At 58.9% G+C, this 22574-nt stretch carries 23 protein-coding genes; 19 read left to right on the top strand and 4 right to left on the bottom strand.

What is annotated here, in order from left to right:
• The first annotated feature begins 43 nt into the window (after positions 1 to 43).
• The 3 genes from secD (at position 44) to BLW01_RS09225 (ending at position 4053) form a co-directional block, all read left to right on the top strand.
• The gene (gene secD / locus BLW01_RS09235) at positions 44 to 1894 is read left to right on the top strand and encodes a protein translocase subunit SecD (RefSeq protein ID WP_092569226.1); all 1851 of its coding nucleotides are present in this window, start codon (positions 44 to 46) and stop codon (positions 1892 to 1894) included.
• Positions 1895 to 1905: 11 nt separating this feature from the next.
• On the top strand, positions 1906 to 2817 hold the full coding sequence (secF, locus tag BLW01_RS09230; protein WP_373293996.1) for a protein translocase subunit SecF: 912 nt from the start codon (positions 1906 to 1908) through the stop codon (positions 2815 to 2817).
• A gap of 216 nt (positions 2818 to 3033) precedes the next feature.
• Positions 3034 to 4053 (top strand): CNNM domain-containing protein, encoded by a 1020-nt coding sequence (locus BLW01_RS09225; RefSeq protein ID WP_092569224.1) that lies wholly within the window; start codon positions 3034 to 3036, stop codon positions 4051 to 4053.
• Positions 4054 to 4132: 79 nt separating this feature from the next.
• On the opposite strand, the gene BLW01_RS09220 is transcribed toward BLW01_RS09225, so the two are convergent.
• Positions 4133 to 4930 (bottom strand): inositol monophosphatase family protein, encoded by a 798-nt coding sequence (locus tag BLW01_RS09220; RefSeq protein ID WP_092569223.1) that lies wholly within the window; start codon positions 4928 to 4930, stop codon positions 4133 to 4135.
• Positions 4931 to 5076: 146 nt separating this feature from the next.
• On the opposite strand from BLW01_RS09220, the gene BLW01_RS09215 reads away from it, so the two are divergent.
• From BLW01_RS09215 to der, 14 genes are all read left to right on the top strand, one after another.
• Positions 5077 to 5871, top strand: a complete 795-nt coding sequence (locus BLW01_RS09215) for an RNA methyltransferase (RefSeq protein WP_092569222.1) — start codon at positions 5077 to 5079, stop codon at positions 5869 to 5871.
• Positions 5872 to 6002: 131 nt separating this feature from the next.
• Positions 6003 to 6878 (top strand): serine O-acetyltransferase, encoded by an 876-nt coding sequence (cysE, locus tag BLW01_RS09210; RefSeq protein ID WP_092569221.1) that lies wholly within the window; start codon positions 6003 to 6005, stop codon positions 6876 to 6878.
• Positions 6879 to 6994: 116 nt separating this feature from the next.
• Entirely contained in the window at positions 6995 to 7465 is a 471-nt protein-coding gene (gene iscR, locus BLW01_RS09205; RefSeq protein ID WP_092569220.1) for a Fe-S cluster assembly transcriptional regulator IscR, read from the top strand.
• A gap of 59 nt (positions 7466 to 7524) precedes the next feature.
• Positions 7525 to 8673: an aminotransferase class V-fold PLP-dependent enzyme gene (locus BLW01_RS09200; protein ID WP_092569219.1), complete on the top strand. Its 1149-nt coding sequence runs from the start codon at positions 7525 to 7527 to the stop codon at positions 8671 to 8673.
• 39 nt (positions 8674 to 8712) lie between these two features.
• On the top strand, positions 8713 to 9039 hold the full coding sequence (locus BLW01_RS09195) for a HesB/IscA family protein (protein ID WP_092569218.1): 327 nt from the start codon (positions 8713 to 8715) through the stop codon (positions 9037 to 9039).
• A gap of 207 nt (positions 9040 to 9246) precedes the next feature.
• A complete protein-coding gene (ndk, locus tag BLW01_RS09190) occupies positions 9247 to 9675 on the top strand; it encodes a nucleoside-diphosphate kinase (RefSeq protein ID WP_092569217.1) in 429 nt (142 codons plus the stop codon).
• 55 nt (positions 9676 to 9730) lie between these two features.
• On the top strand, positions 9731 to 10858 hold the full coding sequence (gene rlmN / locus BLW01_RS09185) for a dual-specificity RNA methyltransferase RlmN (protein WP_175529802.1): 1128 nt from the start codon (positions 9731 to 9733) through the stop codon (positions 10856 to 10858).
• A 130-nt stretch (positions 10859 to 10988) separates the two neighbouring features.
• Entirely contained in the window at positions 10989 to 11780 is a 792-nt protein-coding gene (locus tag BLW01_RS09180; RefSeq protein ID WP_229806317.1) for a tetratricopeptide repeat protein, read from the top strand.
• Between the two features lie 29 nt (positions 11781 to 11809).
• Positions 11810 to 12949: a RodZ domain-containing protein gene (locus BLW01_RS09175; protein WP_092569214.1), complete on the top strand. Its 1140-nt coding sequence runs from the start codon at positions 11810 to 11812 to the stop codon at positions 12947 to 12949.
• 25 nt (positions 12950 to 12974) lie between these two features.
• On the top strand, positions 12975 to 14090 hold the full coding sequence (ispG, locus tag BLW01_RS09170) for a flavodoxin-dependent (E)-4-hydroxy-3-methylbut-2-enyl-diphosphate synthase (protein WP_092569213.1): 1116 nt from the start codon (positions 12975 to 12977) through the stop codon (positions 14088 to 14090).
• A gap of 31 nt (positions 14091 to 14121) precedes the next feature.
• The gene (gene hisS / locus BLW01_RS09165; RefSeq protein ID WP_092569212.1) at positions 14122 to 15411 is read left to right on the top strand and encodes a histidine--tRNA ligase; all 1290 of its coding nucleotides are present in this window, start codon (positions 14122 to 14124) and stop codon (positions 15409 to 15411) included.
• 68 nt (positions 15412 to 15479) lie between these two features.
• Positions 15480 to 16139, top strand: coding sequence for a YfgM family protein (locus BLW01_RS09160; RefSeq protein ID WP_092569211.1), 660 nt, complete (start codon positions 15480 to 15482; stop codon positions 16137 to 16139).
• Complete coding sequence (gene bamB / locus BLW01_RS09155; protein WP_092569210.1) at positions 16136 to 17281, top strand: outer membrane protein assembly factor BamB; 1146 nt, start codon at positions 16136 to 16138, stop codon at positions 17279 to 17281. Before BLW01_RS09160 ends, bamB begins: the two co-directional genes overlap by 4 nt.
• A gap of 2 nt (positions 17282 to 17283) precedes the next feature.
• Entirely contained in the window at positions 17284 to 18687 is a 1404-nt protein-coding gene (gene der, locus BLW01_RS09150) for a ribosome biogenesis GTPase Der (protein WP_092569209.1), read from the top strand.
• A 49-nt stretch (positions 18688 to 18736) separates the two neighbouring features.
• Here the strand turns inward: der and BLW01_RS09145 are convergent, their stop codons facing one another.
• On the bottom strand, positions 18737 to 19603 hold the full coding sequence (locus tag BLW01_RS09145) for an ATP-binding protein (protein ID WP_092569208.1): 867 nt from the start codon (positions 19601 to 19603) through the stop codon (positions 18737 to 18739).
• Between the two features lie 114 nt (positions 19604 to 19717).
• Between BLW01_RS09145 and BLW01_RS09140 the strand changes: the two genes are divergently transcribed.
• Positions 19718 to 20518, top strand: a complete 801-nt coding sequence (locus BLW01_RS09140; RefSeq protein ID WP_092569207.1) for a M48 family metallopeptidase — start codon at positions 19718 to 19720, stop codon at positions 20516 to 20518.
• A 7-nt stretch (positions 20519 to 20525) separates the two neighbouring features.
• Positions 20526 to 20783 carry a hypothetical protein gene (locus BLW01_RS09135; RefSeq protein ID WP_092569206.1) on the top strand — a complete coding sequence of 86 codons (258 nt, stop codon included), beginning with the start codon at positions 20526 to 20528 and terminating at the stop codon, positions 20781 to 20783.
• Between the two features lie 35 nt (positions 20784 to 20818).
• Here the strand turns inward: BLW01_RS09135 and aroE are convergent, their stop codons facing one another.
• Together aroE and hemF are read right to left on the bottom strand one after the other, a co-directional pair.
• A complete protein-coding gene (gene aroE, locus BLW01_RS09130; protein ID WP_092569205.1) occupies positions 20819 to 21643 on the bottom strand; it encodes a shikimate dehydrogenase in 825 nt (274 codons plus the stop codon).
• A 9-nt stretch (positions 21644 to 21652) separates the two neighbouring features.
• Positions 21653 to 22573, bottom strand: coding sequence for an oxygen-dependent coproporphyrinogen oxidase (hemF, locus tag BLW01_RS09125; protein ID WP_092569204.1), 921 nt, complete (start codon positions 22571 to 22573; stop codon positions 21653 to 21655).
• Position 22574: the final 1 nt, after the last annotated feature.

Below are 22574 nucleotides of genomic sequence, written 5' to 3'. Positions count from 1 at the left end.
CTTCGCGGCGGCCGCGTCACGCTAGCAACAAGGCAGGCCTTGCATGCTCAATCGTTACCCCTTGTGGAAGTATCTACTGATACTGATCGTCATCGTCGTCGGTCTGATCTACGCCCTCCCCAACCTCTTCCCTGAAGATCCGGCGATACAGATCAGCAGTGCACAATCTGACTCCGGACTCGACGAAGGCCAGCTCGACGAGATAGAAAACGCCCTTCGCGATGACGGCATCGACATTACGGCCATCGAATCCGACGGTGGCAGCGTTCTGATTCGACTGGCCAGCGCCGGCGATCAGCTCAACGCTCGAGACATCGCCAGCGAGATATTGAACGACGACTATGTCGTCGCCGTTAACCAGGCGGAATCGACACCCGACTGGCTGGCAAGTCTCGGCGCCGCCCCCATGAATCTGGGGCTGGACCTTCGCGGCGGCGTTCACTTCCTGCTGGAAGTCGATATGGATGAGGCGCTGACCCAGCGCCTGGAAGTCCATGGCAGTGCCATGCGCGAACTCCTGCGCGATGAACGCATTCGCTATCGCGATACGGAAATCGAGGATCGCCGCATCAGTCTGGTTTTCGCCGACGAAGGCGACCGGGACCAGGCACGTCAATTGATCCGCCAAGAGTTCGACGAGTTCGATTACAGCACGGAAGACGAAGGTCGGGCGGCACGCCTGGTCATGACATTGACCGATGAATCGGTTGACGAAATTCAGGATTATGCCATCGAGCAGAACCTGACGACCTTGCGCAATCGCGTCAACGAACTCGGGGTTGCAGAACCACTGGTTCAGCGCCAAGGTCCCAACCGGATCGTTGTCGAACTACCCGGCGTACAGGATACTGCGGCGGCAAAACGGATCGTCGGCGCAACCGCCGAACTGGAATTCAGACTGGAAGCCAGTCCGGATGCCTCGGACAGCGATACGGAAACCTTCGAATTCCGTAACGAGGAGGGACGTTCGGCCGAGTTGTCGCGGGACGTCATCATCACTGGCGATAACGTATCCAACGCCAACCGCAGCTTCGACGAAAACGGTCGCCCGCAGGTCAATATCGATCTCGATGGCACAGGCGGCACCCTGATGAACCGGGCCACGCGCTCCAATATCGGCAGTAACATGGCGGTGTTGTTCATCGAGCACAACTCCGAAATGCGAACGGTGATGGAAGACGGCGAAGAGGTCGAAGAGCGCGTCAACACCACCGAGCGCGGCATCATCAGCCTGGCGACGATCCAGAGCGCCCTGGGTAACAGTTTCCGCATCACCGGCCTGGAATCGTCTACCGAGGCCGAGGAACTGGCCCTGCTGCTACGTTCCGGCTCACTGGCGGCACCGATCTATTTCGCTCAGGAGCGCACGATCGGGCCCAGCCTGGGTGCGGAGAACATCGAGCGAGGCATCATGTCGGTGCAGATCGGTCTGCTGCTGGTCGTGCTGTTCATGCTGGTGCGTTACAAGGTCTTTGGCATCATTGCCAACCTCGCCCTTGGCATCAACCTGGCCCTGCTGGTCGCAGCCATGTCGATCCTTGGCGCCACCCTGACTCTGCCGGGCATTGCCGGCATCGTGCTGACGCTGGGGATGGCGGTCGACGCCAACGTGCTGATCTTCGAGCGAATACGTGAAGAATTACGTAACGGCATGTCGGCCCAACAAGCCATCCATGCCGGATACGAGCGGGCTGTCAGCTCGATCGTCGATGCCAACCTGACCACGCTGCTGGTCGCGGTCATCCTGTTCTCGATCGGTACCGGTCCGGTGAAGGGCTTCGCGGTCACCCTGTCGCTGGGCATCCTGACCTCGATGTTCACCGCCCTGCTGGTCAGCCGAGCCATGGTCAACCTGTCTCACGGCGGCAAGCCGCTCAAGAAACTGTGGATATGAGGAGCCTCGCGATGCGACAGTTCGATTTCATGGGCAAGCGCCGCTTGGCTTTCATCACCTCGGCGATTCTGTTGATCATTGCCATCGGCGCACTGGCCACACAGCAACTCAATCTGGGGCTTGATTTCACCGGCGGCACGCTCGTTGAGGTGAAGTACGAGGAGGCCCCCTCCCTGGACGACATCAGGGGTACGCTGGAGGATGCCGATTTCCGAGATGTATCGGTACAGAACTTCGGGGCATCGACGGAAGTACTGATACGCCTGCAACAGGCCTATGACCCCGATGTCGGTGAAGAGGTGGTCAGCCTGCTTCGGGACGAAGGAACCGACGTCGACCTGATAAGAGCCGAGTTCGTCGGCGCCCAGGTGGGCGACCAATTGCGTGACCAGAGCGGCATGGGCATGCTGCTCGCCCTGGGACTGGTCATGCTTTATGTCGCCTTTCGCTTTCAGTACAAGTTCGCACTTGGAGCGCTACTGGCGCTGTTGCACGATGTCATCATCGTCATTGGGGTATTTTCCCTATTCGGACTCGAGTTCGATCTGACGGTGCTTGCCGCGATTCTGGCCGTCATCGGCTATTCGCTCAACGACACCATCGTGGTCTACGATCGGATACGCGAGAATATTCGAAAATCGCGCATCGAGCACATGCCGACCATTTTCAATGAAGCGATCAACGCCACCCTGTCACGCACGCTTGCCACATCAGGCACCACGCTATTGGTCCTGCTAGCCTTGCTGTTGCTGGGGGGGGACTTGATTCGTAACTTCTCGATTGCCCTGATCATCGGCATCGGAGTCGGGACGTTCTCTTCCATCTACGTGGCCTCGGCGCTGTTGATCCCGTTGAGGCTTCAGCGTCAGGATCTCATTCCCGCCAAGAAAGAGAACGACGACGAGGAGGAAGAACTTCCCTGAGTGGCAGACCTTCCCCGATCACAGCCCCCGGTTACTGCCGGGGGCTGTATCGTTTCCGGGGACTCAGCATCAACCCCCTGGTTCGCAGTATCACTACATTGCCCATCACCAGCCGATCAGTAACAATGCGTTTTGCGCACCTGTCGCCACCTGATACAGGCGTAACGTGGCAAGCGCTACCCGGCTGTTATTCGTTCAGCGACTATTCGAGGCATCATGCTATTACTGGTCACTTTCGCGACACTCTCGATCGGCGCCTCATTCATCTGCTCACTCCTCGAGGCAGCACTACTCTCTCTCACTCCCAGTTTCATCGCTCATCAGCGTGATACACGCCCCAAGTTGCACGACAAGCTCTCCGGGCTGAAGCGCAACATCGACCAGCCGCTTGCGGCCATTCTGACGCTCAACACCATTGCCCACACCGTCGGCGCGACCGGCGTCGGCGCCCAGGTGACGGTCGTTTTCGGGGAAGCCTACCTGGGAATTGCATCGGCACTGATGACGTTGATGATACTGGTGCTGTCAGAAATCATCCCCAAGACCATCGGCGCAACCTACTGGCGTCAGCTGGCCCCCATGCTCGCCCCCACGCTCAATGTCATGGTGATCACCCTGAGGCCGTTCATCTGGCTATCCGAACGGATCACCAACCGTATCGGCGGAGATGCCTACAATGTTGACATGCGGGGCGAGATCAAGGCATTGGCACAAATCGGTCATGAAGAGAAGGCACTGGATGGCGACGAGACGCGTGTTATCACCAACATCCTGAACTTACATGATATCCAGGTTCGAAATGTCATGACCCCCCGGACGGTCTGTGTCACGCTCAACCCACAAATGACCGTCGCCGAATTCGATAAGGAACATGGCCACACCCCCTTTACTCGGTTTCCCGTCATGGACGGTGGCGAGCAAGCCCAAGGGTATGTGCACAAGGCCGACACCTACCATGCCGATGACGACACGAAACTGAAGACGTTGATGCATCCCATCGACTCGGTCAACGGCGAAGACAGTGTCGAGAAAATCTTTACCATGATGCTGAACACGCGTCAGCACCTTTGTGTCGTCTACGACGACCTCGGCACCTGGCTGGGACTCGTGACCATGGAAGACGTGATCGAGACGATCCTGGGGCAGGACATTGTCGATGAGACCGACAATGTCTCCAATCTGCGCAAGTACGCCAAACAGCGCTGGACCAAAAGGCTACGCAAGCTGGGAGAATGAGGAAGGGTCGCCGTCCATGCAGACTCTCGTCCATGACCGGCGACAACACAAGTCACAAGTACCCGGTAGAGGCGATCCGTCAGGAGACGTGCGGTTTGAGTTGCTGGACCAATGTCTTGTACAAGCGCGGCCCCGCTGCCATCAACGTACCATCGAACTCGACGCTGGGACGCCCATCCAGGCTGCCCATCAAGGCCCCCGTCTCTTTCAACAACAGTGAACCGACCCGATGATCCTGAGCCTCGATACCCAGCACGAAACCGGCATCGACGCGTCCCGCGGCCAGTTCGATCAGATCCAGCAGTGCACTGCCACTGGCATATTGCGTGGTGATCTGTGGCCCCAACTGCTGAAGTACCGTCAGATAGGCGGGGAGATAGCGTGAACGCACCTCGGCACCGGGAAGGCCCATGGCGATTCGTGAACCCAGGATATCGGTCCGTTTGGTGACACGCAGTCGTTTACCATTCCACTGCGCTCCCCGCCCACGACTGGCCAAGTATTCATCATCGTCGAACGGCCGGATGACGATAGCGTGTTCGGGGCGCCCCTTGAACTCGCAGACCAGGGAAAGCGCGAAGTCGCGGCTGGCGACGCTCAGGTTCTCGTAGCCGTGCACGGGCTGGATATGCCAATGATAGTCGCGTCCCTCACCACTGCCTTCCCGGTGCGGCGTGAAACGGCCGGAAATACCATGCTGTGGATAGCTACGTGTCAATTGGTGCACGATCAGCGTTTCTGCATTGTAAGCGGTGTCTTCTAGCAGACGGTCGATATTGAATTCCTCGTGAGCATTCTCGAGTCGCTCACGAATACGAACGAATTGTTCGGCGGCACTACGCGCTGCGCGCAGGCCGAGTTGGATCATCGGATGCATGATCTGGCCCTGGATGGTCGGTCACTGTTAAAGAACGGGATTTGACGGCGCGTATGCTAGCAGATAGCACCCCATGACGGCTATCGTCATAACGCCCATAGAGCGTGATAAACTGCAGCGTTTTCGGCACACGAGGATCCCGCAACATGCTAGGGCAGATTCGCATCGTACTGATCGGCACCAGCCACCCCGGCAATATCGGCGCTGCAGCACGCGCCATTCATAACATGGGGCTGTCGGATCTGGCGCTGGTTGACCCACGCTGTGATCCACGGGATCCGGAAGCGCATTCCCGCGCCTCCGGTGCCGATATTCTCATCGAAACATCACGAGTCCACGATGACCTCGGAGAGGCCGTCAGTGACTGCACCCTGGTCGTCGGCGCCAGTGCACGTGCACGCACCCTGCCCTGGCCGATGGTAACGCCGCGTCAATTGGGCGAACGCTTGCCGCACGAGCTAGCCTCTTCCGATTCACGTATCGCCCTGGTATTCGGACGTGAGGACACCGGACTCACCAACGTCGAACTGCAACGCTGCCATGCCCATGTGCATATTCCCACCAACCCGGATTTTGCATCACTGAACCTGGCGGCTGCCGTTCAAGTACTGACCTATGAGTGTCGACTGGCGTGGATGGCGTCAACCACAGGCGCCACCACTGACACTGTCGCACAGTCCCCAGCCCCCCAGGCACCGCTGGCCATCGATTCGGATGAGCCACTCGCCACCCACGAGGAGCTGGAACACTACTTCGATCATCTGGAACGGACGTTGACCGACATCGGTTTTCATGACCCGGCCAAACCTCGCCAATTGATGGCACGACTCAGACGACTGTATCAACGCACCCGGCTGAACCGTATGGAACTCAACATACTGCGGGGTATCCTGACGGCAACTCAGAAATGCACAAACCACGGCAAGCACCGACCCAATTGAGTGTCGCGAGAAGCGGGATGCGGCGTCGAATGACAGCGCCTTGCAGGTGCGACGTCACGCCCTAATAATGGTATGTTCAAAATGCGCAGTCCCTGCGCACGACGCCATTCTCACGAAGTAAGGACAGCCGCATGTTTCGCCGCCTGCGAGAAGATATCAACAGCGTATTTGCCCGTGACCCGGCGGCCCGCAACTTCCTGGAAGTGCTGACCAATTACCCGGGACTGCACGCCTTGCTGGCCCACCGGTTGAGCCATTGGCTATGGCAGCACAACTTCAAATGGCTGGCCAGAACGCTATCGTCGCTGTTCCGCTGGTTGACCGGCATTGAAATTCATCCCGGTGCCCAGATCGGTCGCCGCTTTTTCATAGACCATGGCATGGGAGTCGTCATTGGCGAGACCACCGAGATTGGTGACGATGTCACGCTCTACCAGGGAGTCACGCTCGGTGGCACCAGCTGGAGCAAAGGGAAACGCCATCCAACGCTACAGGACGGCGTGATTGTCGGTGCCGGCGCCAAGATTCTCGGCCCGTTCACTGTCGGTACCGGCGCGAAAATCGGGTCCAATGCCGTCATCACCAAGTCGGTACCGGAAGGCGCCACGGTCGTCGGCATTCCCGGCAAGGTCGTCAAACGCGAGGAACCCGATACCGAAGAGGGTCCCTCCTTCGACCCTGAACGACGCGAGGCCATACGCCAGAAATTCGGTTTCGATGCATACGGGATCAGTCAGGACATGCCGGACCCGGTCGCCCGGTCATTCCAGGCCATGCTCGACCACATGCACGCAGTGGACGAACGCATCGAGCAGATGTGCTCGACACTGCGCCGCCTTGATGCCAGCTACCGCGACGGCCAACTTCCCGAGCTCCGTGACGAAGACTTCGCCGAAATCCTGGCTGACGTCGATAGCTGCTGCCCGCCCCCTGAAGAGGACGACGTTACGTCCGATGCCGGTGATTCGCAACGCAAGAACCAGAACGGGGATGACGATTCACGATAAGTGACGATATCCTATTGTTGACCAAAACACTCAGGCTTCTCATAATATTCCGATCACGGGTGTCGTCGCACACGCCGCCAAAGATTCTGAATTACGTAGCCGTCGAAGACTCGCTTATGCGTTTGACGACCAAAGGACGTTACGCCGTCACCGCCATGCTCGACCTGGCTCTTCATGCAGCTCAAGGGCCTATCAGTCTGGCTGATATCTCGCAGCGTCAGGACATTTCACTGTCCTATCTGGAGCAACTGTTCTCACGGCTGCGTCGTGCACGACTGGTGGATAGTGTACGTGGCCCGGGTGGCGGATATCTGCTCGCCTGTCCGACGGACGACATCTCCGTCGCCAAGATCATTGATGCCGTCAATGAGTCAGTGGATGCCACACGCTGTCAGGGCATGTCCGACTGCCAGACAGGCAACACCTGCCTGACGCATCATTTATGGTGCGACCTGTCGCGCGAGATTCACGGCTATCTGGACGGCATCACGCTGGCTGCATTGATCGAGCGCCACGAGGTACAACGTATCGCCGAGCGTCAGCGATTGCACACTGATGGCGATACCATCGCCATTTCTTCGCCCTGAACCTCTTCCTGGGCGAAGGACAACCAGAACCCTATCGAATAGCAGACTGAAAAGGACCGATGAACGCGCCGATCTACCTGGATTACGCCGCCACTGCCCCGGTCGACCCGCGGGTCGCCGAGGTCATGAGTCGGCACTTGACGATGGATGGCACCTTTGCCAATCCGGCATCGCGTAGCCACATGCCCGGCTGGCTCGCTGAGCAAGCCGTGGAGGGAGCGCGTCGTCAGGTCGCCGATCTGATCGGTGCCGATCCCCGTGAGATCGTCTGGACCAGCGGAGCCACCGAGGCTGACAATCTGGCACTGACGGGCTTCATGCGGGCCAACCGTGATAGAGGTCGCCATCTCGTCACTTCCACCATCGAGCACAAGGCCGTTGTGGATACGGCCACTGCGCTGGAAGCCGACGGCTTCGAAGTGACCTGGCTGACACCGGGGGCTGATGGTCGTATCACGCCCTCCCAGCTTGCCGACGCACTGCGAGATGATACCGCGCTGGTCTCTCTGATGGCTGTCAACAACGAGCTGGGAAGCATCCACGACCTGCCGGCACTGGCCGAGGTGGCCCATGCCCATGGCGCCATGCTACATGTCGATGCGGCTCAGGCAGCCGGCAAGATGGCACTCGATGTCGCCACCATGGGTATCGACCTGATGTCTTTGTCGGCACATAAGGTGTATGGTCCGAAAGGGATCGGCGCATTGTATGTACGCCGACATCCCGACGTCCGCGTGGAAGCATTGATTCACGGCGGCGGTCATGAGCGCGGCATGCGTTCGGGCACGCTTGCGACCCACCAGATCGCCGGCATGGGCGAAGCCTTTGCTCTGGCCCAATCGCAACTCGAGGAGGACCGCGCTCACGCCGAAACACTGCGCGCGCGGTTTCTGGATGGCCTCGACGATCTCGAAGCCGTACACCACAATACCGATATCCATGTTGCCATTCCCAATATCGTCAATCTTGCCTTCGATGGCGTGGATGGCGAATCCTTGCTGATGGCCTTGCGACAGTTGGCCATTTCCACGGGATCGGCCTGCAACTCAGCCAGTGTTGAGCCATCCTATGTATTGAAGGAAATCGGCGTGCCGCGCCGTCGTGCCCTGTCATCGTTGCGTTTCAGCTTCGGTCGTTTCACGACACTGACGGATATCGATACGGCAATTGAAGAACTCCGTCATGCAGTGGTTGCACTGCGACAATGACGGCACCAGATGTTCAACCCAACGCAGGAGGCTAGCTCCATGGCGCACCTATCCATTACCCCCGCTGCCGCCAGCCAGATACGCCATGTACTCGACGAGCGTGGTTCTGGGCTGGGCCTGCGTGTCTCTGTCAAACCCAGTGGCTGTTCCGGCTATAGCTATGTGCTGGACTTTGCCGATGAGGCCGCGGCCAACGACGTCTCGTTCGAAGAGCACGGCGTCAGAGTCTTCGTCGCTCCCGAAGCACTGGAGATGCTGGACGGCAGCGAAGTCGACTACGTGTCGGAAGGGCTCAACCGTTTCTTCCGTTTCAACAACCCCAATGTCAAAGACGAGTGTGGCTGCGGGGAAAGCTTCAGCGTTTGATGCCAACAGTGCGTTTGTCCCGCCACCATTGGAGGCGTTATACTCACCGGCTAACCGGTGTGGCCGTCAAACCAATGTAATGCAACGGCCAGGCCCTGCTTTTTCGACGCGCCGCTACGGGGCAGCGACTGATGTATCGCTCCCGAGCGGCGCGACGTCATAAGGCTGCCTATACCTTTTGATCAACCCTTCATGGAGACACGCCCCATGGCCAATGAGCGCACCTTGTCCATCATCAAACCCGATGCCGTTACCAAGAATGTCATCGGCGAGATCGTTGCCCGAATCGAGAAAACCGGGCTCCAGGTCGTAGCCTCAAAGATGCTTCACCTCTCCCGTGAACAAGCCGAAGGCTTTTATGCCGAGCACAAGGAGCGTCCTTTTTTCGCTGACCTGGTGAAGTTCATGACCTCCGGGCCAGTGGTCGTACAGGTACTCGAAGGAGAGAATGCCATCGCCCGTAACCGGGAGCTCATGGGGGCGACCAATCCCAAAGAAGCCGCGGCTGGTACACTACGGGCCGACTATGCGGAATCCATTGATGCCAATGCGGTTCATGGCAGTGATTCCAGTGCCTCAGCCGAGCGTGAAGTGGCCTATTTCTTCTCTGCTGACGAGATATGCCCGCGCACTTGATCCACCTTGACGCGGGTGCCCCCCGCGTCTCGACAACCGACGCGCGATGCCTGCCATGACTGCGACTACTGAGAACACCCGCACCAATCTGCTCGGTCTGTCACGCGACCGGATGGAATCCTTTTTCCTTTCCATAGGCGAGAAGAAGTTTCGCGCTGCCCAGGTCATGAAGTGGATCCATCATGAAGGCTGTGATGATTTTCACGCCATGACCAATCTCTCCAAGGCACTTCGTACCAAGCTGACCGACGTTGCCGAGATCCGGGGTCCGGGTGTCGTCTATGAGGGAAGTTCCAGTGATGGCACGCGCAAGTGGGTTCTCGAAGTCGAAGACGGCAGCTACGTGGAAACCGTGTTGATTCCCGCCGAGGGCGGCAAGCGACGCACGCTCTGCGTTTCATCGCAAGTGGGATGTTCACTGGACTGCAGTTTCTGCTCCACCGGCAAGCAAGGATTCCAGCGCAACCTGACTGCTGCCGAAATCATCGGCCAGGTATGGGTCGCCACTCGCAGCGCCGGGCCCCAGCGCGACACCAGCAATCGTGCCGTGACCAATGTCGTCATGATGGGTATGGGCGAGCCGCTGATGAACTACGACAATGTTGTCCCGGCGATGAAGCTGATGCTCGATGATGACGGCTACGGCCTGTCCAAGCGACGGGTGACGCTATCGACCTCCGGTGTCGTCCCCATGATCGAACGTCTGGGTGACGAACTCGATGTCAGCCTGGCCATATCGCTGCATGCAGCCAATGATGAGTTGCGTAACGAACTGGTGCCGCTCAACCGCAAGTACAACATCGACCGACTGCTCGAAGCGTGCCGCGGGTATCTCGGCAAGTGCAGCGATACCCGCATGATCACCATCGAGTACACACTGATCAAGGGGGTGAACGATCAGCACGAACATGCCGCACAGCTGGCTTCCATACTGGAAGGCCTGCCCTGCAAGATCAACCTGATACCATTCAACCCTTTCCCTCACTCGGGATATGAAAAACCGTCACGCAATCAGGTCATGCGTTTCCAGCAATGGCTCTATGAACTCGGTTACACGGCTCCGGTCCGCATGACCCGTGGCGATGATATTGATGCGGCCTGCGGTCAGCTGGTGGGACGCGTCAAGGATCGTACGCGGCGTCATGAACGTTATATTCAGTCGATCCAGATCGATGCCGATTAACCTCGTGTACAACCTTGACTTCACGTGGACACAGCGCTTTGATGGGTAGGCTTTTCAAACCGTTGCTGCAAGTATCGGGGCACTGTACATCGCTCGACACCACGTTGATCGAGCCTGGTGGGACATTATCATGCGTCAAGAGGACTTCATGATCGGTCGCCAAGGCCTACCTGGCTATTCTGCCTTTCCTGCGAGCCTGGTTGCTCTTCTGAGCATGGCTTGGCTCAGTGGCTGTGCCAGCCATTCGTCTTCAGGCTCTCCCTATGATGCCGGCTTGCAACCTGCAGAAGCTTATACCCGATTGGGGGTCGCCTATCTTGCACAACACAGTAATCGACGTGCAATGCAGGCCCTCGATCATGCGCTAGACCTGGCGCCGAATGATCCCGAGGCGCTCCAGGCCATTGCCATTGGCTACCAGCGCCAGGGTGAGAATCAGCTGGCGGAGCAGCACTTTCAGCGGGCCCTGGAAGTCGACTCACACTATACCCGTGCACGCAATAACTTGGCCGCCTTCCTGTATGAACAAGGCCGCATTGCAGAAGCCTGCCGGCAATTGGAACGCGCCTCGACCGATACGGACTATGCCGGCCGGGCCCGGCTGTTTGCCAACCTGGGGAAATGCCAACATGAGCTTGGCGAGATCGATGAGGCACGTCGCAGTCTAGCGCGCGCGCAATCCATCGATCCCGGCCTGGCGACGAGTTACAGGCTCCTGGCAAGGCTCGAACAGGCACAAGGCAATCACGAACAAGCCGCGATGCAACGACAACGGTACATTCAGTTGACAGGGCGCGACCCCGATATTGGGGTGGAGCATAGCGACGGTACTGCCGATATCGATACAGGAAACAAGGAACACGCCGCACTGTCCAGCCATGAAAACAGGTCAAGACAGACGATCCAGGGCGATTCTGAATAATCGAATTCCAGAATTAAGGATGCTCAGTCATGGGCGAAACACATTACTACGACGACCCCGATGCCGACCTGGCTCCCCAACTGTCACCAGGGGAGCAACTCAAGCGCGAACGCGATGCTCAGGGCCTTTCCCAGGAGGAAGTGGCCACGTCCCTGAACCTGCGCCCGGCGGTCGTTAGAGGGTTGGAAAACGATGACTACAATGAAGTCCCGGTAGCCACGTATCGACGAGGCTATCTGCGTGCCTATGCCCATTTGCTGGGTATCAGCGAACAACCCATCATCGCCGCCTACAATGCCCAGTTCGGAACGCTGGATACCGAGCAGAAGGTCACACCGGTGCACGTCACCAAACCGCCCTCTCGTCTGGGGCCGTGGTTGTTCAAACTGGTGACGGTACTTGTCATCGTCGGTTTGATCGGCCTGACTCTGCTATGGTGGCAAAGTCGTAGCGGCAATGATCTTCTGGGGCTGAGTGACAGCGAGCCCGTCGCCGTGGATACCATGGAGGGCGATTCCGGTGGAGATGACGCATCCGCGGATGACAGCGAGTCAGCGGCGGCGAGCGATGAGGAAGGTGCCGGCAGTGACGATCTTCCCCCGCTTCCGGAAGAAGACGGCGAAATGGGGCTGGTCGAGGACGATACGGGTGGCCTCACGGATACCGGTGAACTCGATGAAACGACGTCTGACGAAGACTCCTCGAGTGACTCCCCGGCCGATGCATCCGACCGAGAGGATGACGCCACCGACGAGTCGGAGCTTGTCACCAGTGGCAGCGATGTCAACCTGGCCTCGGGGAGTGAAGACACCGCCGATGATGACGACAGTGAGTCGTCCGCTGACGATGACGAAAGCCAGGAAACCGCCAGCCGGTCTGACACTGATGATGAGACGAGTGGCGATGATACTCAGGAAAGGAATGCGGGTCGCATTGAGCTCTCTTTCGAGGAAGAATCATGGACGGAAATCTTCGACGCGAACGATGAGCGCATTTTCTTCGGCCTTCAGGAAGCAGGCAGTCAAGCGACCGCCGAAGGCGAACCACCCTTTCGCATGACCATCGGCAATGCCAGTGGCGTTGAGTTACGCTATCTAGGCGAAACGATCGATCTCGAGGAGCGCACGGGCAGCAATAACGTTGCTCGATTCACTCTCGACGACGAATGAACCAGGAGTTCGAGTCAGAGGCATTATGCACGCTTCATCTCCCATAACGCGGCGGCAATCGCGTCAGATACATGTAGGCTCGGTGCCTGTCGGCGGTGGAGCGCCCATCGCCGTACAGAGCATGACCAACACCGACACGCTGGATGTCGCCGCAACCGTCTCGCAGGTTCGCCAGCTACAGGAGGTGGGTGCCGATATCGTTCGCGTATCGGTGCCGACCATGGAGGCAGCCGAAGCCTTTGGCCGCATCAAGCGCGAGGTCTCCGTTCCCCTGGTGGCCGATATCCATTTCGACTATCGCATTGCCCTGCGAGTCGCTGAATTGGGTGTCGACTGCTTGCGAATCAACCCCGGTAACATCGGGCGTGAAGATCGTGTCCAGGCTGTCGTATCGGCCGCTCGTGACAACGGTATCCCGATCCGTATCGGCGTCAATGCCGGTTCGCTGGAAAAGGACCTGCAGAAAAAATACGGCGAACCGACACCGGAAGCCCTGGTCGAATCCGCCATGCGCCATATCGATCATCTGGATCGGCTGGATTTCCCGGACTTCAAGGTCAGTGTCAAGGCCAGCGATGTCTTCATGGCGGTGTCGGCCTATCGGCAACTGGCGCAGCAAATCGAGCAACCCTTGCATCTGGGCATTACCGAGGCCGGGGGCCTGCGCTCAGGCACTGTCAAATCCTCGATCGGCTTGGGGATTCTGCTGATGGAAGGTATCGGCGATACCATTCGCGTTTCCCTGGCTGCAGACCCGATCGAGGAGATCAAGGTCGGCTACGACATGCTCAAGAGTCTGGGCCTGCGCTCCAAAGGCATCAATTTCATCGCCTGTCCGAGTTGCTCGCGACAGAACTTTGATGTCATCGGTACCATGAACGCCCTGGAAGAGCGTCTTGAAGATATCATGACCCCGCTCAATGTCGCCGTCATCGGCTGTGTGGTCAATGGGCCGGGGGAAGCCAAGGAAGCGGACATGGGGCTGACTGGCGGCGACCCCAACAATCTCGTGTATATCGATGGCAAGCCGGCTTCCAAATTGCGTAACGACCACCTGGTCGATGACCTCGAGGCCCTGATACGCCAAAAGGCACGCGAAAAACAGCAAGCCGAACAGGATGTCATCGCCCGCGGAGAATAACCATCCGCGGTGATGATGCAAGGAGTACGACTTGAGCAAGAAAATTCAGGCCATTCGTGGCATGAACGACCTACTGCCCGAACAGTCACCGCTATGGCAGTACGTCGAGGGGTGTGTGCGGGAATTGATGCAGACGTACGGGTATGCCGAGATTCGCACCCCGATTCTGGAACAGACCGCCTTGTTTGCCCGCTCCATCGGCGAGGTTACCGATATCGTCGAGAAGGAGATGTATACCTTCGACGATCGTAATGGCGACAGCTTGACCCTGCGTCCGGAGGGTACGGCCAGTTGCGTGCGGGCCGCCATGGAGAATGGCCTGCTTCACAACCAGACACAGCGCTTGTGGTACCAGGGCCCCATGTTTCGCCATGAACGTCCACAGAAGGGACGCTACCGGCAATTCCACCAAGTGGGTGTAGAAACTTACGGACTCGAAGGACCGGACATCGACGCCGAAGTCATCCTGTTGACCGCCCGGTTGTGGCGGCGCCTCGGTCTGGACGATCATGTGACGCTGGAGCTCAATTCCCTGGGGTCGAGTGACGCACGGGCCGCTTACCTTGACAGATTAGTGGCCTATTTCGAGCAACAGCAGGAGGTACTCGACGAGGATTCGCAGCGTCGGCTGTATACCAATCCCATGCGCATTCTCGACTCCAAGAATCCTGACATGGAGCCGATGCTCGCCGATGCTCCACGTCTGCTGGACCATCTCGACACAGCGTCTCGTGAACATTTCGACACGTTGACCGCATTACTGGAACATGCCGGTATCAGCTATCGCATCAATCCCAGATTGGTTCGCGGGCTGGACTACTACTCCCGCACCGTCTTCGAATGGACGACCGAGGCCCTCGGTAGCCAGGGAACCGTTTGCGCCGGTGGCCGTTATGATGGCCTGGTGGAACAGCTGGGCGGTAAGCCGACGCCGGCCGTCGGATTTGCCATGGGCATGGAGCGCTTGATCCTGCTGCTCGAAACGCTGGACCTGATTCCCGATGACGCTCGTCCCGGATTGGACGTCTATGTGGCAGGCCAGGGTGACCGATCGACCGAAGCCACACTCATGCTGGGCGAAGCGCTGCGCGATGCCCTGCCCGGAATCCAGCTGCAGGTACACTGCGGTGGTGGCGGCTTCAAGAGCCAGATCAAAAAGGCCGATAGAAGCGGCGCCGAGCTTGCCTTGTTGCTCGGTGAAGACGAGATTGCCAATGGTACCGTCACCGTAAAGTTCCTGCGTGATGACCGCGATCAGATGCAGCTGGCACAGGATAATCTCGCTGTGCAGTTACCCGAGCTGCTTGGCCGGTCATTCTAACCCTGATTCCATAGCCAACTCTCCCCACCCGAGTGATTGGGAGAGCGCCGTATCAAAGGAGATCGCTCGTGGCGGAGCTGAGAACTGAAGAAGAACAGCTGGAAGCCATCAAACGCTGGTTCAAACAGAATGGTCTGTCGCTGGCAGCGGGTGTGGTCATCGCCATTGCTGGTGTGCTTGGCTGGAATGCGTGGCAGGATTACCAAGCCGGTCAGGCGGAAGCCGCCTCGATGCGCTATCAGCAGCTGCTTGATCTGGCAGGACGTGATGCGCTGGATGAAGCCAACCTGACGCGTGCACTCGGTCTGGTCGATGAAATCAACGAAGAGCATGGCGATACCCTGTACGCCGATCTCGCTCTCCTGCTCGAGGCCAAGCTATCGGTTCGCCACGACGATCTGGCCGGCGCCCGGATTGCCCTGGCCGATGTCGTCGATACCAGCGACCAGGACTATATCCGCGACCTTGCACGCTTGCGGTTGGCGCGTCTGCTGATTGCCGAAGACGAACCTGATTCGGCCCTGGCACAGCTCGAAGGCGACATCGCCGACAGTCTTTCACCACAAAGAGCGGATATTCGTGGCGATGCCTACATGGCTCTCGACCAGGTCGACGACGCCCGTGAGTCCTGGCGTGAAGCGCTGGAGCTATCCGATACACATGATCAGCCTCTCTACGGCGTTCAACTAAAGCTCGACAATCTCGGTGCAGAGGATTCTGGGTTATGAAACCGACGTTCTTGATCATCGCCACTGCGTTGACCCTTCTGGCCGGTTGCGCCAGCAACTCCCAACCTGACACGCCTCCCAAGGAACTCATTGACTTCGATGCCAGCGTTAGCCTGGACTCGTCCTGGAGCTTGAGTATTGGTGATGGTCTCGGGCGAGCACGCTATCCGATCACCCCGGCCCGCGACGGCGGTACCTTATTCGCTGCCTCTGCTGACGGCCAGCTCGTTGCGATCGATGCCGACGACGGCGAGCAGCGCTGGACCCGCGATCTGGATACGGGAATCTCCAGTGGTCTCAGTGCGATTGCAGGCCAACTTTACGTCGGCACCCAGGACGGTGACGTCCTGGCACTGGATCAGGAAGACGGTGATGAAGTCTGGTCATCGCGTGTTTCCAGCGAAGTCTTGGCGGCCCCCCAACCCAACAGCAACCTGGTCATCGTACAAAGTGCCGACGGCAACATCACGGCCCTGGACCGACGCAATGGTAGTGAAGCCTGGGTCTTCGACAGCTCGGAGCCAGCGTTGACACTGCGAGGCACGGCGACACCACAGGTGATTGACCAGGTATCCTTTGTCGGCCTTTCCGATGGGCGGCTCGCAACGCTCGACAACCGTAACGGAGAAACACTCTGGGATATGCGCATTGCCACTCCCCAGGGTCGCAGCGAAGTGGAACGGCTGGTCGATGTCGATGCCCAGCCGTTGCTTACGCAAGATGGCCGACTCTATGTCACCAGCTACAATGGCCGCCTGGTCGCACTGGAAGCCACGAGCGGGGAGACGCTCTGGGAGCGTGAGCAATCAAGCTATCTGACTCCGCTGCTGGTCGGCGATACACTGATCACCGTCGATGAAGACAGCCATATCACGGCACTGGATGCGCTCTCCGGCCGCGTCCTGTGGCAAAGCGAGCAGCTCGAAGGTCGCCGTCTGACGGCACCGGCCCAAGCCAACGGTTATGTGGTGGTCGGCGATTTCGATGGCTACCTTCACTTGCTGGATGTCGATAATGGGGAGTTGGCCGGCCGGACACGCGTCAACGGCTCCGGAATCAGCCAGCGCCCACTTACCGACGGCACGCGCATTCATGCGTTGGCCAATGACGGTCGACTCGAAACCTTCGAGCTACAGGACTGATAATGACTCCCGTCATCGCACTGGTTGGCCGACCCAATGTCGGCAAGTCGACACTGTTCAACCGCCTGACTCGGTCTCGCGATGCCCTGGTGGCCGATCATCCCGGCCTCACCCGAGACCGCAAATACGGTAACGGCCGATTGGGCGGCAAACGCTATATCGTGATCGACACCGGAGGTATCAGCGGTGACGAGGAAGGCATCAATGCTGCCATGGCTGAACAGTCGTTACTGGCCATCGATGAAGCCGATATCGTGTTTTTCATGGTGGATGCCCGGACAGGACTGCATCCAGCCGATGAGGCGATCGCCAATCATCTGCGTGTCAATCAGAAGAAGACCTGGCTGGTGGTCAACAAGACCGATGGTCTGGAGGAACATTCGGCGATGGCCGATTTCTGGTCGTTGGGGCTGGGCGACCCCCACTCGATTGCCGCCTCTCATGGCCGCAATGTCACGTCGTTGATCGAGAAGGTGCTCGAGCCGTTTCCCGAACCCGAAGAGACGAACGAGCCAGCCGAACGCTCGAATGGCATCCATATCGGTGTCATCGGGCGACCTAACGTCGGTAAATCCACCTTGGTCAACCGCATGCTCGGCGAGGAGCGGGTGGTGGTCTTCGACGAGGCCGGGACCACTCGCGATGCCATCGAAATTCCGTTCGAGCGCCGCGGCAAACCTTATGTCCTGGTCGACACGGCCGGCGTACGGCGTCGCAAGAATGTTCGCGAAGTGGCCGAGAAATATTCGATCATCAAGACCCTGGAAGCCATCAAGGAGTGCCATGTCGCCATCGTGGTGCTCGATGCCCGGAGCGGTTTGGTGGAGCAGGATCTTCACTTGCTCGATTATGTCCTGAACTCCGGTCGTGCCCTTGTCCTGGCAGTGAACAAATGGGATGGGCTGGAGCAGGAAGCCCGTGAACGGATGCGCACCGAGATCAAGCGACGGCTCGGATTCGCCGATTATGCCGACCTTCATTTCATCTCGGCCTTGCATGGTACGGGGGTGGGCGATCTTTACCCATCGATCGAGCGCGCCTTTGCCTCGGCACATCACCACTGGTCGACGAATCGGCTGACGACGATCCTGCAGGATGCCGTCAGCGAGCACCAGCCCCCCATGGTCAGGGGCCGGCGGATCAAGCTGCGCATGGCGCATCAGGGAGGGAGCAACCCACCTATCATCGTCGTCCATGGCAACCAGACGGATGCGCTGCCGGAAGCCTATAAGCGTTTTCTGACGAACACCTTCCGCAAGGTACTCAAGGTGCGCGGAACCCCGATGCGCTTCGAGTTTCGTACCGGTCAGAATCCCTATGACACCCAGGCCGGAGCCAGCGACCGGGACAAGGCCAAGCAACGGGAACTTCGCCGAACCCGAGAGTCACGCAAACAGCGCCGCTGAACGCCGATATAGCGCTTTGCCCTGCCCCAGCGACGGCGCCATCCTGCGATTACTGCATTGCCAACCGTCGCTGCCCGACCCATTGGCAGGCAAACTGCCAGGCGGCACGTCCGCTGCGACCTCCACGCAATGTCGCGAAGCGAATGGCTTCTTCCTTGGCCCCATCGCTCCATTCCGTGCCACCGCCCAGCTCCTTGATCCAGTGCCGGCAAGTATCGAGGTATGTATCCTGGTTGAAGGGATGAAACGCCAACCACAGTCCAAAGCGATCGGACAGCGAGATTTTTTCTTCCACGGCGTCACCATGATGCAGTTCGTCACCGACCAGTTGTGTCGCCTCGTTGTCGCTCAACGATTCCGGCAACAGATGACGCCGGTTGGACGTGGCATACAGCAAGACATTGTCCGGCGGACCGGTCAGGGTCCCATCGAGCACGCTCTTCAATGCCTTGTAGGCATCATCACTGCCTTCGAACGACAAGTCGTCACAATAAACGATGAATCGATAAGGCGCGTCGCGCAGCCGTTGTACCAGTACCGGCAACCCCGACAGATCATGACGGTCCACCTGGATCAGCCTGAGACTCTCACTGGCCAGGGAGTTCAACAGGGCGCGCACCATGGACGATTTACCACTGCCACGTGATCCCCACAGTAACGCGTGATTCGACGGCAGACCATGGAGGAATGCACGGGTATTGGCGACCAGGGATTCTTTCTGACGTTCGACGCCAATCAGATCATCGAGCGTGACGCTGTCACGAACCTCCACAGGCACCAATTGGCCCCCGAGGGGATGACTCTGCCAGAGGGCGGCGATATCACGTTCCCAGTCAGGACGCGTGACGGCAGGTGGTAAATAACTATCGACACGGTCGAGCAATCGAGTCAGGCGCGCTTCCAGCTCTGCATTCATCAATATCTCCTTCGTTATCGTGACGGTTGACCTCAGATGGCATCGGGGTATCTTGTGGCGAATCGGTCCCTTTAGTCCAGCGGCGGCAAAGGCTGCCACAATGAGGATAATGGAATGCGTTGGATATCCCGCTTCACCGTTGGCGCTCTGTGTCTCGCTCTGACCGCTTGTGCAGCCTCGCCAGGCGGTCGACAGCAGTTCACCCTTTACTCGGAAGAGCAGCTCAGCGAGATGGGGGCAAAGACATTTGCCCAGTACCAGGAAGAAAAGACCGTGGTTGAAGGCGAGCAGGCTCGCTATGTCCAGTGTATCGCCGACGCCCTGGTTGCCGAACTGCCCAACGGCCAGAGCAACGACTGGCAGGTGCGTGTTTTCGAGGATGAATCCGCCAACGCGTTCGCCTTGCCGGGAGGCTACATCGGTGTGCATACCGGACTGCTGGATATCACCGATAACCAGGACCAGCTCGCCGCCGTGATCGGCCACGAAATCGCTCACGTGCGCGCCCAGCACGCCAATGAACGGGCCTCCACGCAATCGGCAACCCAAGTTGGACTGTCCGTGATTCAATCAGCCGCCGGCCTGGAAGGGGCGAGTGGCGAGCAGATGGCTGCCCTGCTGGGGGTAGGCGCGCAATATGGCATCCTGCTTCCCTTCTCGCGCCGCCACGAGAGTGAAGCCGATACGCTTGGCTTGGAGTTGACCGCTGATGCCGGCTTCGATCCTCGCGCCAGCATCGATCTCTGGAACAACATGAGCGACGCCGGAGGTGGCCAGCCGCCGGCCTGGATGTCCACCCACCCGAGCCATGGCCAGCGCATCAGTGGCCTTGAAAGCCACATGGACGATGCCATGCAGCGTTATGAACAGGCACGACAGGCTGGCCGGTCTCCCGACTGCCAGCGCCCGGGTTGAGGCCAGCATGCTGCGTTTGGGCGTGTTGCTGCTGATCGTTCCGGTACTGGTGTTGATGGGGCTCTATTTCTGGGAGCTCAATGATGTCCGGGCCTGTACTCTGGAAGGCGGCTACTGGAACTATATCGACGGCGAATGTCGGGAGGAGCCACAGCCTTACATTTCCTGGCTGGAACGCTCGCCATGGCTCGTCAATGGGGGGATGCTGCTTTCGGTCGTGGGCCTGGTCATGTGCATGGCAGGGCTTAACCGACGGCGACGCTGAGCTGTCAGAGCGCCCGATGACATGTCACGGTCACGTCACTGTCCAGCCACGACATCGGCTCTCAGAGCCTCGAGCACGGCGCGTGTGTCAGGGTGTTTCCCGCGCCACAGGTAGTAGGACTCCGCCGCCTGCTCGACCAGCATTCCCAGGCCGTCGAGAGTCCGGGCACTGCGCTCGCGCGCCCATTGGAGAAATACCGTCGGCTCGGCGCCGTACATCATGTCGTAAGCCGTCCCATTGGAGGCGAACAAGCTATCAGGCAGCGGGGGCAAGTCTCCCGCCAAACTGGCGCTGGTACCATTGATCACCAGGTCGTATGCGCCGCTCACCGTGTCGAAACCGCCCCCTTCCACGCTCCCCATATCCTGGAAATCAGCCGCCAATGCCCTGGCTTTCATGGCCGTTCGATTGGCAATCAACACACTCGCAGGCCCCGTTGCGAGGATGGGTTCCAATACGCCACGTACCGCGCCGCCCGCTCCCAGGATCAATACATGGCTGTCCTTCAGCGCGACACCATGGTGCTCGAGATCACGAACCAAACCGACGCCATCGGTGGTATCCCCCTGCGTGGTGCCGGCCGACGTCAACGACAACGTATTCACCGCCCCGGCCCGCTTCGCTCGTTCACTGAGCGTATCCGCCAACCGGAAGGCCTCCTCCTTGAACGGGACGGTGACATTGGCACCCACGCCTCCCGTATTCGTAAAGGCCTGCCACGCGCCGGCGAAATCATCCAGCGGTGCTTCGATGGCCGTGTAATCGATCGTCGCGCCGTGCTGGGCTGCAAACGCTGAATGGATCGAGGGCGAACGGGAATGGCCGACGGGATGGCCAAAGACACAATAACGTTCCGTCATCACACCTCCTTACTCTTGCTGTTCACCCAACCAGTCACGTGGGTGCAGATACTCTCGATATAGCATCTCCTCCGGACTACCGGGTTCGGGGTGCCAGTCATAGTGCCAGTGAGCCTCCGGCGGCATCGACATCAGGATCGATTCGGTACGCCCGCCACTTTGCAGCCCAAACAGTGTGCCGCGGTCCCATACCAGGTTGAATTCGACGTAACGGCCACGACGATAGCATTGAAAGGCGCGTTCACGTTCCCCATACGGCAGGTCGCGCCGGCGCTTAACAATGGGCAGATACGCCTCCAGAAAACTGTCGCCCACCGCCCGCTGAAAGGCAAAGCAACGCTCGAAGCCCCACTCGTTGAGATCATCGAAGAACAAGCCGCCGACACCCCGCGTTTCATCGCGATGCTTGAGATAAAAATAGTCATCACACCACGCCTTGAAGCGTGGATAGACATCCTCCCCGAAAGGGGCGCATGCATCGCGTGCCACCTGATGCCAGTGGATCACGTCCTCGTGAACTGGATAGAAGGGAGTCAAATCATAGCCCCCCCCGAACCACCACACCGGCGTCTCCCCGTCTTTTTCGGCAATGAAGAAGCGCACATTGCCATGACTGGTGGGTACATGCGGATTGTATGGATGCAGAACCCAGGAAACGCCCAGGGCGTGAAAGCTCCGCCCCGCCAGTTCGGGACGTCTGGCACTCGCGGACTCCGGCAGAGTGGCACCATGGACATGCGAGAAGTTGACCCCCCCTTTCTCGAACAGCGCCCCGTTCTCGAGTATTCGCGAACGCCCTCCACCGCCCTCGGGCCGCGTCCAGCTATCTTCACGGAATGCAGTGCCATCCGCCTCTCCCAGAGACTGGCAGAGGCGCTCCTGAAGCGAGAGCAGATATTCCTTGACGACATCGAGAAAGGCGCGGGACAAA

The organism is Aidingimonas halophila, assembly GCF_900106955.1.
GTDB lineage: Bacteria > Pseudomonadota > Gammaproteobacteria > Pseudomonadales > Halomonadaceae > Aidingimonas > Aidingimonas halophila.
The sequence above is the reverse complement of the archived record's forward strand: the minus strand, read 5'-3'. Positions and strand labels throughout refer to the sequence as shown.

Coding starts and splice junctions, on each gene's coding strand:
- ndk (WP_092569217.1), top strand. CDS start 9,247: ATGGCCAATGAGCGCACCTTGTCCATCATCAAACCCGATGCCGTTACC.
- secF (WP_373293996.1), top strand. CDS start 1,906: ATGCGACAGTTCGATTTCATGGGCAAGCGCCGCTTGGCTTTCATCACC.
- BLW01_RS09200 (WP_092569219.1), top strand. CDS start 7,525: ATGAACGCGCCGATCTACCTGGATTACGCCGCCACTGCCCCGGTCGAC.
- aroE (WP_092569205.1), bottom strand. CDS start 21,643: ATGACGGAACGTTATTGTGTCTTTGGCCATCCCGTCGGCCATTCCCGT.
- BLW01_RS09135 (WP_092569206.1), top strand. CDS start 20,526: ATGCTGCGTTTGGGCGTGTTGCTGCTGATCGTTCCGGTACTGGTGTTG.
- BLW01_RS09195 (WP_092569218.1), top strand. CDS start 8,713: ATGGCGCACCTATCCATTACCCCCGCTGCCGCCAGCCAGATACGCCAT.
- secD (WP_092569226.1), top strand. CDS start 44: ATGCTCAATCGTTACCCCTTGTGGAAGTATCTACTGATACTGATCGTC.
- ispG (WP_092569213.1), top strand. CDS start 12,975: ATGCACGCTTCATCTCCCATAACGCGGCGGCAATCGCGTCAGATACAT.
- BLW01_RS09140 (WP_092569207.1), top strand. CDS start 19,718: ATGCGTTGGATATCCCGCTTCACCGTTGGCGCTCTGTGTCTCGCTCTG.
- BLW01_RS09220 (WP_092569223.1), bottom strand. CDS start 4,930: ATGCATCCGATGATCCAACTCGGCCTGCGCGCAGCGCGTAGTGCCGCC.
- der (WP_092569209.1), top strand. CDS start 17,284: ATGACTCCCGTCATCGCACTGGTTGGCCGACCCAATGTCGGCAAGTCG.
- cysE (WP_092569221.1), top strand. CDS start 6,003: ATGTTTCGCCGCCTGCGAGAAGATATCAACAGCGTATTTGCCCGTGAC.
- bamB (WP_092569210.1), top strand. CDS start 16,136: ATGAAACCGACGTTCTTGATCATCGCCACTGCGTTGACCCTTCTGGCC.
- BLW01_RS09175 (WP_092569214.1), top strand. CDS start 11,810: ATGGGCGAAACACATTACTACGACGACCCCGATGCCGACCTGGCTCCC.
- iscR (WP_092569220.1), top strand. CDS start 6,995: ATGCGTTTGACGACCAAAGGACGTTACGCCGTCACCGCCATGCTCGAC.
- BLW01_RS09225 (WP_092569224.1), top strand. CDS start 3,034: ATGCTATTACTGGTCACTTTCGCGACACTCTCGATCGGCGCCTCATTC.
- rlmN (WP_175529802.1), top strand. CDS start 9,731: ATGACTGCGACTACTGAGAACACCCGCACCAATCTGCTCGGTCTGTCA.
- BLW01_RS09145 (WP_092569208.1), bottom strand. CDS start 19,603: ATGAATGCAGAGCTGGAAGCGCGCCTGACTCGATTGCTCGACCGTGTC.
- BLW01_RS09180 (WP_229806317.1), top strand. CDS start 10,989: ATGCGTCAAGAGGACTTCATGATCGGTCGCCAAGGCCTACCTGGCTAT.
- BLW01_RS09215 (WP_092569222.1), top strand. CDS start 5,077: ATGCTAGGGCAGATTCGCATCGTACTGATCGGCACCAGCCACCCCGGC.